This window comes from Nonomuraea roseola, from assembly GCF_039535395.1.
Classification (GTDB): domain Bacteria; phylum Actinomycetota; class Actinomycetes; order Streptosporangiales; family Streptosporangiaceae; genus Nonomuraea; species Nonomuraea roseola.
In genome coordinates, this window is sequence record NZ_BAAAXC010000012.1 from 233,927 (window position 1) to 248,711 (window position 14,785).

Annotated in this window: 12 protein-coding genes and 1 pseudogene; 5 read left to right on the forward strand and 8 right to left on the reverse strand. The window is 70.1% G+C overall.

Annotated features, from left to right (window positions below):
- Nucleotides 1-243: 243 nt before the first annotated feature.
- From ABFX55_RS13165 to ABFX55_RS13175, 3 genes are read left to right on the forward strand one after another with little or no spacing between them, the layout of a single operon-like run.
- Nucleotides 244-633 carry a TraR/DksA family transcriptional regulator gene (locus ABFX55_RS13165; protein WP_183659094.1) on the forward strand — a complete coding sequence of 130 codons (390 nt, stop codon included), beginning with the start codon at nt 244-246 and terminating at the stop codon, nt 631-633.
- Complete coding sequence (locus tag ABFX55_RS13170) at nt 606-1,193, forward strand: signal peptidase II (protein ID WP_346121974.1); 588 nt, start codon at nt 606-608, stop codon at nt 1,191-1,193. Before ABFX55_RS13165 ends, ABFX55_RS13170 begins: the two co-directional genes overlap by 28 nt.
- Nucleotides 1,186-2,115, forward strand: coding sequence for an RluA family pseudouridine synthase (locus tag ABFX55_RS13175; RefSeq protein ID WP_346120821.1), 930 nt, complete (start codon nt 1,186-1,188; stop codon nt 2,113-2,115). Before ABFX55_RS13170 ends, ABFX55_RS13175 begins: the two co-directional genes overlap by 8 nt.
- Nucleotides 2,116-2,117: 2 nt before the next feature.
- On the opposite strand, the gene ABFX55_RS13180 is transcribed toward ABFX55_RS13175, so the two are convergent.
- From ABFX55_RS13180 to ABFX55_RS13210, 7 genes and pseudogenes are all read right to left on the reverse strand, one after another.
- On the reverse strand, nt 2,118-3,569 hold the full coding sequence (locus ABFX55_RS13180; RefSeq protein WP_346120823.1) for a serine/threonine-protein kinase: 1,452 nt from the start codon (nt 3,567-3,569) through the stop codon (nt 2,118-2,120).
- Nucleotides 3,570-3,579: 10 nt separating this feature from the next.
- Nucleotides 3,580-3,891: an AzlD domain-containing protein gene (locus ABFX55_RS13185; RefSeq protein WP_346120825.1), complete on the reverse strand. Its 312-nt coding sequence runs from the start codon at nt 3,889-3,891 to the stop codon at nt 3,580-3,582.
- Nucleotides 3,888-4,532, reverse strand: a complete 645-nt coding sequence (locus ABFX55_RS13190) for an AzlC family ABC transporter permease (RefSeq protein ID WP_346120827.1) — start codon at nt 4,530-4,532, stop codon at nt 3,888-3,890. Before ABFX55_RS13190 ends, ABFX55_RS13185 begins: the two co-directional genes overlap by 4 nt.
- A gap of 26 nt (nt 4,533-4,558) precedes the next feature.
- Nucleotides 4,559-5,362, reverse strand: a complete 804-nt coding sequence (locus ABFX55_RS13195) for an AraC family transcriptional regulator (protein WP_346120829.1) — start codon at nt 5,360-5,362, stop codon at nt 4,559-4,561.
- Nucleotides 5,359-6,525 carry a serine/threonine-protein kinase gene (locus ABFX55_RS13200; protein ID WP_346120831.1) on the reverse strand — a complete coding sequence of 389 codons (1,167 nt, stop codon included), beginning with the start codon at nt 6,523-6,525 and terminating at the stop codon, nt 5,359-5,361. Before ABFX55_RS13200 ends, ABFX55_RS13195 begins: the two co-directional genes overlap by 4 nt.
- A 22-nt stretch (nt 6,526-6,547) precedes the next feature.
- Nucleotides 6,548-6,838 (reverse strand): annotated as a pseudogene (locus ABFX55_RS13205) (protein kinase domain-containing protein); the annotation flags it as partial.
- A 9-nt stretch (nt 6,839-6,847) separates the two neighbouring features.
- Nucleotides 6,848-8,635 carry a serine/threonine-protein kinase gene (locus ABFX55_RS13210; RefSeq protein WP_346120833.1) on the reverse strand — a complete coding sequence of 596 codons (1,788 nt, stop codon included), beginning with the start codon at nt 8,633-8,635 and terminating at the stop codon, nt 6,848-6,850.
- Nucleotides 8,636-8,879: 244 nt separating this feature from the next.
- On the opposite strand from ABFX55_RS13210, the gene ABFX55_RS49805 reads away from it, so the two are divergent.
- Nucleotides 8,880-9,701, forward strand: a complete 822-nt coding sequence (locus ABFX55_RS49805) for a chorismate mutase (protein WP_379479125.1) — start codon at nt 8,880-8,882, stop codon at nt 9,699-9,701.
- Here the strand turns inward: ABFX55_RS49805 and ABFX55_RS13225 are convergent.
- Nucleotides 9,652-11,031, reverse strand: a complete 1,380-nt coding sequence (locus ABFX55_RS13225; protein WP_346120835.1) for an amino acid permease — start codon at nt 11,029-11,031, stop codon at nt 9,652-9,654. The two genes, ABFX55_RS49805 and ABFX55_RS13225, sit on opposite strands and share 50 nt — an antisense overlap.
- A gap of 184 nt (nt 11,032-11,215) precedes the next feature.
- Between ABFX55_RS13225 and dnaE the strand changes: the two genes are divergently transcribed.
- The gene (gene dnaE / locus ABFX55_RS13230) at nt 11,216-14,743 is read left to right on the forward strand and encodes a DNA polymerase III subunit alpha (protein WP_346120837.1); all 3,528 of its coding nucleotides are present in this window, start codon (nt 11,216-11,218) and stop codon (nt 14,741-14,743) included.
- The last annotated feature ends 42 nt before the right edge of the window (nt 14,744-14,785 follow it).

Below are 14,785 nucleotides of genomic sequence, written 5' to 3' on the forward strand. Positions count from 1 at the left end.
ACAGGGCTCCGTCGACGCCTTGCAGGCTAAAACCATAACGCAGAGTGGAGGGCAAAGGCTTCCCGACATCCCACTCAGCAAATCGCGACAAAGATCCGGGAATGGATGCCTATGGTGAGGAGTTGATCCGGCGAGGCGGGATAGTACGGGAGGGGTAATCCGTACGGCGGGTCGTTTGCCGAGTCGTTATCCACGGCCTAAGCTGCCCGCACCGTTTGAGCCTTGATCAGCATGGAGGCAGCCATGGCGGCAGTCACGCAGACCGCGACCCCTTCGATGTGGTCGGCAGAGGAGCTGGCCGAGGTACGCGACACCCTCGTTCAGGAAATCGCCGAGCTCGAGGCGGACATCCTTCGACACGAGACCGAGATCGCCTCTGGGGACGTCACCCAGGGAGCCGGCGACGACCAGGCCGATGCCGGGGCCAAGACCTATGAGCGGGAACGCGAGATCGCCCTTACCCTGAACACACGCGACCTGGTCGCGCAGAACGAACGTGCGATCGCCAGGATCGACGCAGGGACCTATGGAGTGTGCGAATCGTGCCACAAGCCGATCGGCAAGGAGCGTCTTCAGGCGTTCCCGAGGGCGACGCTGTGCGTGACATGCAAGCAGCGGGAGGAGCGCCGCTGAGCGCTGACAGCGAGACAGCCGCGAGGCCGGTCGGGCGACGCCTGATCGGCCTTCTCGCGTCGCTCGCCGTGGTGATCTACGGGCTCGACCTGTTCACCAAGACGCTGGTGCTGCGGACGCTCGAGGGCAGGGAGCCGGAGGTGGTGATCCCCGGGCTGCTCCAGTTCCGGGTGATCTTCAACTCGGGCGCCGCCTTCAGCATCGGCACGGGGATGACCTTCGTGTTCACCCTGGTGGCCGCCGGCGTGGTGATCGCGATCATCCGCACCGCGCGCAAGCTGCGCAGCCTGCCGTGGGCGATCACGCTCGGCCTGATGCTGGGCGGGGCGCTGGGCAACCTCACCGACCGGCTGCTGCGCTACCCCGCGGGCCTCGGCCGTCCCGCCTCGGGGCAGTTGCAGGGGCACGTGGTCGACTTCATCGAGACCTTCCCCGGCCACTTCCCCGTCTGGAACATCGCCGACTCGGCGATCGTGTGCGGCGGCATCGTGGCGGTCTTCCTGGCCTGGCGCGGCTACCAGATCGACGGCACCAGGGAGGTGACCACCAAGAATGACTGAACAGCGCAGCCTGCCCGTCCCCGACGGGCTCGAAGGCGAACGACTCGACGCCGCACTGTCGCGGCTCTTCGGTTTCTCACGCACCCGCGCGGCCGAGCTGATCAGCTCGGGCGACGTGCTGGTGGACGGCTCACAGGCCGCCAAGTCCGACAGGGTGCACGCGGGCGCGTGGCTCGACGTCACCCTTCCCCCACCCATCACGACGCCCATGCCGGTGGCCGAGCCGGTGCCGGGGATGGCGATCATCTACGAGGACGACGACATCGTGGTGGTCAACAAGCCCATCGGCGTCGCGGCCCACCCGACCGTCGGATGGACCGGCCCCACGGTGATCGGCGGCCTGCTCGGCACCGGGCACACGGTGGCGACCAGCGGCGCGGCCGAGCGGCAGGGCATCGTGCACCGCCTCGACGCCAACACCACCGGCGCGATGGTCGTGGCCAAGAGCGAGCACGCCTACTCCTTCCTCAAGCGCGCCTTCAAGGAGCGCACGGTCGACAAGCGCTACCACGCGCTGGTGCAGGGCCACCCCGACCCGTTCAGGGGCACGGTCGACGCGCCCATCGACCGGCACCCCTCGGGCGACGGCAGGTTCGCCGTCGTGGCGGGCGGCAAGCCGTCGGTGACCCACTACGACACTGTGGAGGCCTTCAGGGCCGCCACGCTGCTGGACATCAAGCTGGAGACCGGGCGCACGCACCAGATCCGCGTCCACATGGCCGCGCTGCGCCACCCCTGCGTGGGCGACATGATGTACGGCGCCGACCCCACTCTCGCGGCCAGGCTCGGCATGACCAGGCAGTGGCTGCACGCGGTCTCGCTCGGCTTCGAGCACCCCTCCGGGGGCGAGTGGGTCTCCTTCAGCAGCGACTACCCCGACGACCTGCAGAAGGCGCTCGACATGGTGCGCGCGGAGTCCTGACCTCAGCTCTTCGCCTTGTCCTTCGCCTTGGCCGGCCCCTTGCTCTTGGCCTTGACCTTGCCCTTCTCGCGCTGCTCCCCCTCTGCCTCGCCCTCGTCGGGCTCGACCTGACCGGAGTCGGCGGGCGCGTCGTCGGGCGCGTCGTCTGCGGGCGGGTCCGCGGTCGGCTCCTCGGTCGGCTCCTCCGTCTCCTCCGCGGGAGGCGAGGACTGCTTCGCCTTGCCCTTGCTCCTGGTCGGCTTCGGGCTGGGCCTGTCCTGGTCGGTCCTGGCCGGCGGTCTGCTCTGCTTCGGCTGCTGACCCACGTCGGCGGAGGTCGGGGCCTGCCGTGCCGGCTGGGTGCCGTCGTCGCCCGAGCTCACAGCGGTGGGCTCAGGCGCGGGTGCGGGCGCGGGAGCGGAGGTGTCCCTCGGCGTGCTGACCACTGAGGGGACGGAGGCGGGCTGCTTCGGCTGGGGGGTCTCCGCGCGGCCCGACATCCACGCCATCCCGCCGGTCACCAGCGCCACCACTGTCGCCGCGGCCGCGAGCGCGACCAGCGGTGGCGGCCGCTTCCCGCGAGCCGCAGGCCGTACGGCGGAGCCGGGCAGCGCGGGAGGCACCACTACAGGAACGGGAGCGGTCGCCTCAGGGGCCAGTCCGAGCACGATCGGCCTGAGGCGCCGTTCTGCCTCGTCGATGTCCATCCGCTCGGCCGGGTCCTTGCGCAGCAGCCCGTGCACGACCGGCGCGAGCGGCCCCGCGGACGCCATCGGCATCGGCTCGTCGTGCATGACGGCGGCCAGCGTGGCCAGGGCGTGGCCGCGGTGGAAGGGCGAGTGGCCCTCCACGGCCGTGTAGAGCGTGACCCCCAGCGACCACAGGTCCGAGGCGGGCTCGGCGCTGCCGCCCGCCGCGCGTTCGGGTGCGATGAAGGCGGGCGTGCCGACCAGGATGCCGGTCCTGGTCACCGGGGCCTCGTCCTCCGTCGTGGCGATGCCGAAGTCGGTCAGCACCGCCCTGCCGTCCTCGGCGAGCAGCACGTTGTCCGGTTTCACGTCACGGTGCAGCACTCCGACGGCGTGGGCGGCGCGCAGCGCGGCCAGGATCTCCAGTCCGATCTCCGCCACCCTGGCCGGTTCGAGCGGTCCCCTCTCGCGCACCAGCGAGCCGAGCGTCCGCGAGCGGACCAGCTCCATGATGATCCAGGGGTGTCCGCCCTCCTGGACCACGTCGTAGACGGTCGCCACCCCCGGATGCGCGACCCTCCCCGCGGCCCTGGCCTCGCGGAAGGTGCGCACGGTGAAGATCTCGCGTTCGGGACCGCTCAGGTCGGGCGGTGGCAGCACCTCCTTGACCGCGACGTCGCGGCCGAGCACTTCGTCGTACGCGTGCCATACGGTGCCCATGCCGCCCCGTCCGATGGTTCTGAGCAACCTGTACCGCCCGCCGATGATCCCCGGAGATTCGGACATGAGGGACGGGCTACCCCGTAAAGGCCCGAACAAGCGCGGTGACCACCGCCGCTGCCGCCAGCACCACGAGAAAGGGCGCCCGAAGCACGAGCGCGACGACCGCGGCGCCGAGTCCCGCCGTCCTGGCCGGGTCGAACTGGAGGGCTCCCTCGTGGGTGAAGGTCTGCACCGCGATCAGCGCGGCCAGCAGCGCGACGGGCACCAGCTCGGCGAACCTGCGCACCACCGGGTGGTCGAGCACCCTGCGGGGAGCGGCCAGGCCGCACAGCTTCAGGGCGTAGCACCCCAGACTGACCAGGACGATCGCCCACCACAGCGTCATCGGAGCACCACCAGGAGCACGACGACGGCCGACAGCAGGACGGGCACGCCCGCGGGGACGAAGGGCGTCGCGAGCAGCGCCACCGCGGCGCCGCCCAGCGCCAGCCCGCGCAGGCCCGGCTCACTCGCCAGGCGGGGCCAGAGGATGGCCAGGAAGGTGGCGGGGCCGACCGCGTCCAGCCCGAGCACGCCAGGGTCGCCCAGCGCGGAGGTGCCGAGCGCGCCGATCAGCGTGGTCAGGTTCCACATCAGGTACAGGCTGGCGAAGGTCACGGTGAACGCCCTGCGGGCGGTCTCGGGGGTCGGCTGGGCCAGCGCGACGGCGGTCGTCTCGTCGATCACCCCCTGGGCGGCCACCAGCCGCCTGCCGCCGCGTACCTTGAGCAGATCGGCCAGGCGCAGGCCGTACAGGGTGTTGCGCCCGCCCAGCAGGAGCGCGCCCGCCGAGGCCGCCAGCAGGTCGCCGCCTCCCGAGACGGCGCCGACCAGCGCGAACTGGGAGGCGCCCGTGAAGGCGAGAAGGCTGAGGACGCACGACTGCGCCACGTCGAGTCCTGCGGTGACGGCCGCCGCGCCGAACGCGGCGCCCGACAGGCCGACGGCGACTCCGACGCCTAGTCCGTCCCTTGTTGCGGTGTTCATACCGCCTGAGGCTATGACCTGGGAGATTAGCGAGTCTTGTACGTTCCTGCGCCGCGTTGGTAGGCGGCGGGCGGGATGCCGACGACGCGCTTGAAGTGGCGGCCCAGGTGGGCCTGGTCGGTGAAGCCGACCTCGGCGGCGACCTCGGCGGGAGGCAGGCCGGCCTCCAGGAGGCGGCGGGCCTGCTGTACGCGCAGGGAGGTGAGGTAGGCGTGCGGCGGCAGGCCCGTGACGGCCTTGAACGCGCGCAGCAGCGGGAAGGGCCTGGCCTGGACGGCCTCGGCCAGGCCCTCCAGGGTGGGCGGGTCGGCCATGCGCTCGTGCAGCAGGTCGATGGCCTGCCGTACCGCGTCCTGGCCGGTCGGCGCCTCCGGGGCGGGCCGCGAGCCCGCGTGCCTGGACAGCAGGCGCGCGAACAGCGCGCGCATCAGCGTGGAGGCGGCGAGCCTGTCGCCGCGCTCGGTGGCCAGGTGCGCGCTGACCAGCAGCCTGGCCAGGTCGGGATCGCGCACCACCTGCTCGGGGAAGTACGGCGTGCCGCGCCCCGCCCCCAGCGCCTCGACCGACGGGTAGAGCATGCGGTAGGACCAGCCGCCCGGAACGCCCGCCTGACCGGTGTGCTCGTGCTCGGGGTTGACCAGCACCACCTCGCCCTCACCGGCCCGCAGCAGCCTGCCCTTGTAGGCGAACTCCTCCACCCCCGAGGTGATCACGCCGATCGCGTAGCCCTCGTGGACGTGCCTGGAGAAGCGGTGGGTGACGTACCGGGCCTTGAGCAGGTCGACTTCAGGCACTCCCGGGTGCCGCCAGAAGCGCGCCTGCTCGCTCACGTCGGCCTGAACGTCTCGAGGATGGTGTCGAGAGTGGCCCTGCCCTCGGTCCACAGCTGCTCGGGGGTCTCCCAGTACAGGGCGAAGGGACGGCCGTCGCGCAGCCTGAAGCCCCGGTTCAGCACGTGGATCATCTGGCCGTCCTTGTTCCTGGTGAACTCCCAGTCGGCGGCCTCGACCCCGAGGTAGGTGAGCTGGATGATGCCGAGCCTGGTGTAACCCTGGAACTCGCCCTTCGCCTGGATCTCCTGCTCCAGGCTCTCCCACTCCTGCTTGGGGGTCAGGCCGGTCTTGCCCGAGTCGGTCCACTCGATGATGAGCTCGCCCCTGGTGCCCGGCCCCTTGACGCTGATGCTGTCGCGGCCGTCCGGGTTCCTGGTCGCCTTCCACCCGCTGGGGACGGCGACGGAGAAGCCGCCCGTGGCGTTGCTGAGTCTGCGCCAGCCAGGTGGCAGGGCGGGGCTCGGACTGCCACCGATCGACGGCTTCGCCGAGGGCGTGGCGGAGGAGGAAGGCGTCGAGGAGCCGGCGGACGACGCGCTCACGGCCGGTGAGTCCGTCTGCCCCATCGCCCACACGCCGCCGGCGGCCACCACGGCGACCGCCAGCCCGGCAGGCACGAGCCAGCGCAGCGGCGAGCGCCTGACGGGCGCGGGGCGCACGACGGTCGATGAGTTCCCATCGGTGAGCGAGGCCAGCCTGGCCGAGGCCTCCTCCGCGCTCATCCGCGAGGCGGGGTCCCTGCGCAGCAGCCCTGAGATCACCGGGACCAGGGCCCCGGCCAGCCGCGGGGGCTCAGGCGGGTCGCGCAGCACCGCGGCGACCGTCGCCGCCCACGAGTCACGCTCGTACGGCGCGCGGCCCTCCACGGCCGTGTGCAGCGTCGCGCCCAGCGACCACAGGTCGGAGGCGGGCGTGGCGGGCAGGCCGTTGAGCCGTTCGGGCGGCATGTAGGCGGGCGTGCCGATCAGGTTGCCTGTGGCGGTGAGCCCCGCCTCGGCCTCCATCGCGGCGATGCCGAAGTCGGTCAGCACGACCCTGCCGTCCTCGGCCAGCAGCACGTTCTCCGGCTTGACGTCGCGGTGCAGCACTCCCGCCGCGTGGGCGGCCCGAAGCGCCGCGAGCACCGCGCCGCCGACGCGGGCCACCTCTCCCACCGGCATCGGGCCCCCCCTCCCTGACCACCGCGGCCAGCGAGCGCGAGCGCACCAGCTGCATCACGATCCAGGGCCTGCCGTCCTCCTCGATGACGTCGTGGACGACGACCACGTTGGGGTGGTCGAGGCGGCCCGCCGCCCGCGCCTCCCTGATGGTGCGCTGGTTGAGCTGGGCGCGCTTCTCCTCGCCGATGCCCGTGTAGCGGACCTCCTTGATCGCCACGGTCCTGTCGAGCAGGTCGTCATGGGCGCGCCAGACGATGCCCATGCCACCTTCGCCGATGGGCTCCAGCAGGCGATACCTGTTTCCTACGCGCACCTGCGAAGCTTACTTGGACGATTTGAAGGTCGCCGCGAACGTGTCGAAGAACCGCAGATCGCGCTTCCAGTTCTTCGCGAGCGTGTGCCAGTAGATCGCGTAGCCCTTGCCGTTGTCGGTGACGAAACCGCGGTTGCGCACCTTGGACTTACCGGTGTTGGTGTTCCAGGTGAACTCCCAGTCGGCCGCGGCCTTCATGTAGTCGACCTTCTTGATGCCGATCAGCTCGTATCCGCCGAAGTTGCCCCTGGCGCCTGGCTCCTGCACCTTCCAGTCCTTGTACGGGTCGTCACCTGGGTCGGTGGCCTGCTCGATCAGGAGGAAGGAGTTGGAGGAGGCGCCGGGGCCGCGGAAGTAGACCTGCCTGCCCCTGCGGTCGTAGACGTCCCAGCCCTCGGGCAGGCCGACGGAGAAGTCCAGCTCCTTGTCCTTGTACATCCGCCAGCCGTCCGGCAGCGCCGACTCCGTCTTAGACGCCGAAGGCGAAGGACTGGGCGAGGCGGAGGGCTTGTCGGCGGGGGTGGCGGCGGTCGCCGTCGCGGTGGCGGTGACCGTGGTCGTCACCTTCTGCGTCGGGCTCCTGCTCGCCTCGGGATCGGCCTGGCCCGCGGAGCGCAGGCCGAGGATGCCCGCCACGCCGCCCACCACGACGACCCCGACGACCGCGGCGATGACGGGGAGCGCACGCCGTGAGGGGGCGAGGGAGGTGGCGGTGGGCGTGGTCGCGTCGGGCAGGCGCATGCCCGTCTGCGCCATCTCCTGGGGTTCCTCGGGCTCCTCTGGCTCCTTCGCTGGAGGCCTGGCGGGGGTCCGCGCGGGAGGCCTGGAGGGCGAAGGGGGAGGCGACGAGGACGCGGCGGATGAGGGAGGCGGAGCCGCGATGCGGGGGAGACTGGGGTCGGTCGGGGTGTCGTCGACGTCCACCACCGGCACGACGGGGCGGCGCGGGGTCCGCACCGTCTCGCTCCTTGACGACTCCGCGGCGGCCCTGCGCAGCAGCCTGGCGGCCTCGTCGAAGCCCAGACGCTGGTCGGGCTCCTTGGCCAGCAGGCCGGCGAGGACGGGCTTGAGCGCCCCCGCCCGCTTCGGCGGCTCGGGGTCGTCGTTGAGCACGGCCATCATGGTCGCCATCGCCATGCCGCGCTCGTGCGGCGCCCTGCCCTCGACCGCGGTGTAGAGCGTCGCGCCCAGCGACCACAGGTCCGACTCACGTCTGGCGGGCAGGCCCTTGAGCCGCTCGGGCGCGATGAAGGCGGGCGTGCCCGCCAGGCCCGTCATGGTCAGCGCGGTCTCGGTCTCCAGCGTGGCGATGCCGAAGTCGGTCAGCACGACCCTGCCGTCCTCGGCCAGCAGCACGTTCTCGGGCTTGACGTCGCGGTGCAGCACGCCGGCGTCGTGGGCGCCCCTGAGCGCGTCGAGGACGGCCAGGCCGATCTCGGCCACCTTCCCCGGCGCCAGCGGCCCGTCGGCCTTGATCACCTGTCCCAGCGAGCGGGACTGGACCAGCTGCATGACGATCCAGGGACGGTCGTCCTCCTCGATGACGTCGTGCACGACGATCACGTTCGGGTGGGTGAACCTGGCGGCGGCCCGTGCCTCTCGCATGGTCCTGCGGTTGAGGAGTTGCACCTCGTCGCCGAGCACGGCCGCGTAGCGGACCTCCTTGACCGCGACCTCGCGGTCGAGCAGCTCGTCATGGGCGCGCCAGACGATGCCCATGCCGCCCTTGCCGATCGGCTCCTTCAGGTGGTACCGACCGGCGATGCGGCGCCCGGCATGCTGCTGTCCATCCGACATCAACGGCCTCAAACCCCCTTCTAAGCCTAGAAATACTCCCATAGGGATCGGGTAGCAGCGACCCGTGTAGTCTTAGATCCATGACTCCTCGCTACACGTTTACCGAGCCGGCTCCCGGAGGGCCGGTCGAGCTGTAGCGACCACCTGGAGCCGGCGACAGGCAGAGACCCGAGGTCTCTGCCCTTTTTGTTTCCTGGAGACCCCGCCGGCTCCGTTGGGACCGGCTTGAGCAATGGGAGCCGAGATGACCTCCACTCTCGAACCGAGGACCGTCACCCGCTGGGTCAGCCTGCGTCCCCACCACGGGCGGGTGCCCGCCGAAGACCTGGTCGACGGCCCCCTGTACGTCGAGCCCTTCTCCGCCGCCGACCTGCCGGCGATCGCCGAGCGCGCGGCCGGCGTGGTGGTGGGCTCGGCGTGGATGCAGGACTTCCAGCTGGTGCGCGCCGTGGCCAGGCTGGGCCTGCCGGTGATCGTGCAGCGTGGCCACTCGGCCACCCTCGAGGAGTGGCTCGGCATCGCCGACTACTGCGTGGCCGAGGGCAACGACCAGGTGGTGCTCTGTGAGAGCGGCACCCGCACCCACCTGAGCCACGTCGCCCTCGACCTGACCCTGCTGCGCGCCGCCAAGGCCCGGTCGGGACGGCCGGTGCTCGCCGACGTCTCAGGCGACCCCTCGCTGGCGCCGGCCGCGATCGCCGCGGGCGCCGACGGCCTGCTGCTGTCGCCGTCGGCCTCCGACGCCGAGGTGGCCATGGCCCGCGAGGCCGTGGCCCTGTTCGGGGCGCTGGCAGTGCACGAGAGCCCCGCCACCCTGCCCGAGGCGCGCGAGGCCATCGACAGGGTCGACGCGGCCCTCGCGGTCCTGCTCGAACGACGGGCCGAGCTCGCGGGCGTCGTGCAGTCGCTCAAGCCCGTCGGCGGGTTCGCGGGACGCGACATGGAGCGGGAGCGTCAGCTCGTGGCGGCGATGGCCGAGCGCGCGCCCAAGCTGGGCGAGGAGCGCCTGGCGCCGATCATGAACGCGGTGATCGAGGCGGGGCTGCGCCTCGCCGAGGAGCGCTGACCAGCTTCCATCCCACGGCGATCGCCGCGACCAGCGCGGGAATGAGGAAGAAGGCCACTCGCTGGTTGTCGTCGGCGAAGGCCATGAGCACCACCACGAGCGCGAGGAACCCCAGCGTGAACCAGTTGCTGTACGGCGTGCCCGGCATCGCGAACTCCGAGCGGTGCCCGGTACGGCGCAGCCGCAGCTGGCAGTAGACCAGCGTCCCCCACGTGGTGATCACGCCGAGCGAGGCGACGGCGGTGGCGATGTCGAAGGCCCGCTGGGGCACGAAGTAGAACAGCGCCACCCCTGCGAGGAAGACCGAGGCGGTCAGCATGATGCCCCCGACGGGCACGTGCCTGGAGCTGAGGGGGCCGGTGAAACGCGGAGCCTCGCCCTTGAGCGCCATCGCCCGCAGGATGCGACCCGTGGAGTACAGGCCGGAGTTGCACGAGGAGGTGGCGGCGGTGATGACGACGAGGTTCATCGCGTCGGCCGCCCACGGCACGCCCAGCTTGTCGAAGACCGTGACGAAGGGCGAGGTGCCGGCGCTGTAGAACGTCCAGGGCAGCACCATGGTCAGCAGCAGGATCGAGCCGATGTAGAACAGCGCGATGCGCCACACCACGCCGTTGACCGCCTTGGGCATCACCCGCCTGGGGTGCTTGGTCTCGCCCGCCGCGATGCCGACCAGCTCGATCGAGGCGTAGGCGAAGACGACCGCCTGCAGGCTCATCAGCACGACTGGCAGGCCGTTGGGGAAGAAGCCGCCGTGCGCGGTGAGGTTGCCCACCCCCGCCCTGGTGCCGCCGACGTCCATGCTGAAGAGCACGAGGGCCAGGCCGATGACCAGGAAGGCGCAGATCGCCAGCACCTTCAGCAGCGCGAACCAGAACTCGAGCTCCCCGAAGAGCTTGACCGACACCAGGTTGACCGCCAGCACGAAGGCCAGCGCGATCAGCGCCGTGAGCCACTGGGGGAAGCCTGGCGCCCAGTAGGCGACGTAGGTCGCGATCGCGGTCAGCTCGGCGATGCCGGTGAAGGCCCAGTTGATCCAGTACATCCAGCCGCTGGCGAAGGCGGCCCACGGCCCGACGAACTCGCCCGCGTACTCCACGAAGGAGCCCGAGGTGGGCCGGTAGAGGACCAGTTCGCCCAGAGCGCGCATGACGAAGAAGGCGGCCAGCCCCGCGACGGCGTAGGAGAGCACCAGTGCGGGACCGGCGGCGGCGAGCCTGCCGCCCGCGCCGAGGAACAGGCCCACGCCGATGGCGCCGCCGATCGCGATCATCTGTACCTGGCGGTTGCCGAGGGCGTGGGAGTAGCCCTCGTCAGACTGTTCGCGCACCGTTTCTCCTTCGTCACGGAAACGATATATACGCAGGTAGGGGCGGCTCTCAGGGGCACGCCGTGCAGTCTGTAGCGGAGGCCGTACACCTCGTCAGGGGCTGGTGGCGCGGGCCGGAAAAGTCGGTGCGGCCCATTAGGCTCAGAGCCTGCACATCCGGTCTCGATGGAGGAGGCGCCGCTCCATGTCGTCCAGTGACTCGTTTGTACATCTGCACGTGCATACCGAGTACTCCATGCTGGACGGGGCCGCGCGCCTCAAGCAGATGTTCAAACAGGTCGGCGAGCTCGGCATGCCCGCCATCGCCATCACCGACCACGGCAACATGCACGGCGCCTACGACTTCTACCGGCAGGCCACCGGCGCGGGCATCAAGCCGATCATCGGCATCGAGGCCTACGTCGCGCCCGAGCTGCGGCAGAACAAGAAGCCCGTGCTGTGGGGCGAGCCGCACCAGAAGAAGGACGACGTCTCGGCCGGTGGCTACTACACCCACATGACGATCTGGGCGCGCAACAAGGCCGGCCTGCACAACCTGATGCGGCTGTCCTCGCGTGCCTACACCGAGGGCTTCGTGCGCAAGTGGGCGCGCATGGACGCCGAGATCCTCGCCGAGCACTCCGAGGGCCTCATGGCCACCACGGGCTGCCCCTCGGGCGAGGTCCAGACCAGGCTGCGCCTCGGCCAGTACGACGAGGCGGTCAAGGCCGCGGCGAGGTTCCAGGAGATCTTCGGCAGGGACAACTACTTCCTCGAGATCATGGACCACGGCCTCGACATCGAGCGCAGGGTCCGCGACGGGCTGACCAGGATCAGCAAGGAACTGGCCATCCCGCCGCTGGTCACCAACGACTCCCACTACACCTACGAGTCCGACGCGGCCTCCCACGACGCCCTGCTGTGCATCCAGACCGGCAAGCAGCTGTCCGACCCCGACCGCTTCCGCTTCGACGGCTCCGGCTACTACATCAAGGACGCCGACGAGATGCGGGCGGTCGACTCCTCCGACCTCTGGCTCGAGGGCTGCCGCAACACGCTGCTCGTGGCCGAGAAGGTCGACCCCACGGGGTTCTTCGAGTTCAAGAACCTCATGCCGACCTTCCCCGTCCCCGAGGAGATGACCGAGGAGGAGTTCTTCCGCCAGGAGGTCTGGAAGGGCCTGGAACGGCGCTTCCCCAGCGGGATCGACGAGGAGCACCGCGCCTGGGCCGAGAAGGAGCTCGGGGTCATCATCCAGATGGGCTTCCCGAGCTACTTCCTCGTGGTCGCCGACTTCATCATGTGGGCCAAGAACAACGGCATCCGCGTGGGCCCTGGCCGTGGTTCGGCGGCAGGTTCGCTGGTCGCCTACGCGCTCGGCATCACCGACCTCGACCCGATCCCGCACGGCCTGATCTTCGAGCGCTTCCTCAACCCTGAGCGCGTCTCCATGCCCGACGTCGACATCGACTTCGACGAGCGCAGGCGCGCGGACGTGATCCGCTACGTGACCGAGAAGTGGGGCGCCGACAAGGTCGCCATGATCGCCACCTTCGGCACCATCAAGGCGAAGGCCGCCATCAAGGACGCCGGTCGCGTCCTCGGCTATCCCTACGCGCTCGGCGACAAGGTCTCCAAGGCCTTCCCTCCGGCGGTGATGGGCAAGGACATCCCGCTGGCGGGCATCTTCGACAAGGACCACCCGCGCTACGCCGAGGCCGGCGAGCTGCGCAGGCTCTACGAGGAAGACGTCGACGTCAAGGCGACGATGGACCTCGGCAGGGGCCTGGAGGGGCTGATCAGGCAGACCGGCGTGCACGCCGCGGGCGTCATCATGTCCGCCGAGGTGCTCACCGACTACATCCCCATCATGCGCCGCGACTCCGACGGCGCGATCATCACGCAGTTCGACTACCCGACCTGCGAGACGCTCGGCCTGCTGAAGATGGACTTCCTGGGCCTGCGCAACCTCACGATCATCGACGACTGCCTGAAGGCCATCGAGCTCACCACCGGTGAGAAGATCGAGCTGCTCGACCTGCCCCTCGACGACACCAAGACCTACGAGCTGCTGGCCCGCGGCGACACGCTGGGCATCTTCCAGCTCGACGGCGGCGGCATGCGCTCGCTGATGCGCCTGATGCGCCCCGACAACTTCGAGGACATTTCCGCGGCGCTCGCGCTCTACCGGCCAGGCCCGATGGGAGCCAACTCCCACACCAACTACGCGCTGCGCAAGAACGGCCAGCAGGAGATCACCCCGATCCACCCCGAGCTGGAAGAGCCGCTCAAGGAGATCCTCGACACGACCCATGGCCTGATCGTCTATCAGGAGCAGGTCATGGCCATCGCGCAGAAGGTCGCGGGCTACTCGCTCGGCGGCGCCGACCTGCTGCGCCGCGCGATGGGCAAGAAGAAGAAGTCCGAGCTGGACAAGCAGTACGAGTTCTTCGAGAAGGGTATGAGGGAGAACGGCTTCTCGCCCGCCGCCATCAAAGCCCTGTGGGACATCCTGCTGCCGTTCTCCGACTACGCCTTCAACAAGGCCCACACCGCGGGCTACGGCCTGGTCGCTTACTGGACCGCCTATCTCAAGGCCAACTACCCGGCCGCCTACATGGCCGCCCTGCTGTCGAGCGTCAAGGACGACAAGGACAAGTCGGCGCTCTACCTCAACGAGTGCCGCCGCATGGGCATCAAGGTCTTCCCGCCGGACGTCAACGACTCCGACTTCGACTTCACCCCGCGCGGCACCGACATCCGCTTCGGCCTGTCGGCCGTCCGCAACGTCGGTGGCAACGTCGTCGACGGCATCATCACCGCCCGCAAGGAGAAGGGCCGCTTCGCCGACTTCAAGGACTTCCTGCGCAAGGTCCCCGCGATCGTCTGCAACAAGCGGGTGATCGAGTCGCTGATCAAGGCGGGTTCCTTCGACTCGCTCGGCCACGTCCGCAAGGGCCTGGTCATGGTGCACGAGCAGGCCGTCGACGCGATCATCGACATCAAGAAGAACGAGGCCATCGGCCAGGACTCCCTGTTCGGCGCCGTCGACGGCGGCGAGGACCAGACCTTCGACGTGCAGGTCCCGGTGGGCGAGTGGGACAAGAACACGCTGCTGCAGTTCGAGCGGGAGATGCTCGGCCTCTACGTCTCCGACCACCCGCTGTTCGGCGTGGAGCACATCCTCGCCTCGGGGGCCGACTGCTCGATCGCCGCGCTGCAGGACGACAGCCGCTCCGACGGCCAGGTCGTCACGGTCGGCGGCATCCTGTCGGGTGTGCAGCGCAAGGTCACCAAGAAGGGCGACACCTGGGTGCTCACCCAGCTGGAGGACCTCGAAGGCGCGATCGAGGTGATGATCTTCCCGTCGGCCTACCAGCTGTGCTCGACGATCCTGGCCGAGGACGCCATCGTCTTCGTCAAGGGGCGCATCGACAAGCGTGAAGACGTCGCCAAGATCATCGCGATGGAGGTGACCGCTCCCGACCTGACCGTCGAGTCGGGCGGCCCGCTGCTGGTCAGCCTGCCGCTGAGCCGCTGCACCCCGCCGGTGGTCGGCAGGTTGAAGGAGATCCTCGTCACCCACCCCGGCACCTCCGAGGTGCACCTCCAGGTGCACAACGGCCCCAAGACCACGGTCATGCGGGTGGAGGACCGGCTACGGGTGACGCAGTCGCCCGCCCTCATGGGCGACCTGAAGGAGTTGCTCGGCCCCGCCTGCCTCGGCGGCTAGACCTGGGTGTGCGTTCGACACGGGTCACGTCCGACGCTGGGT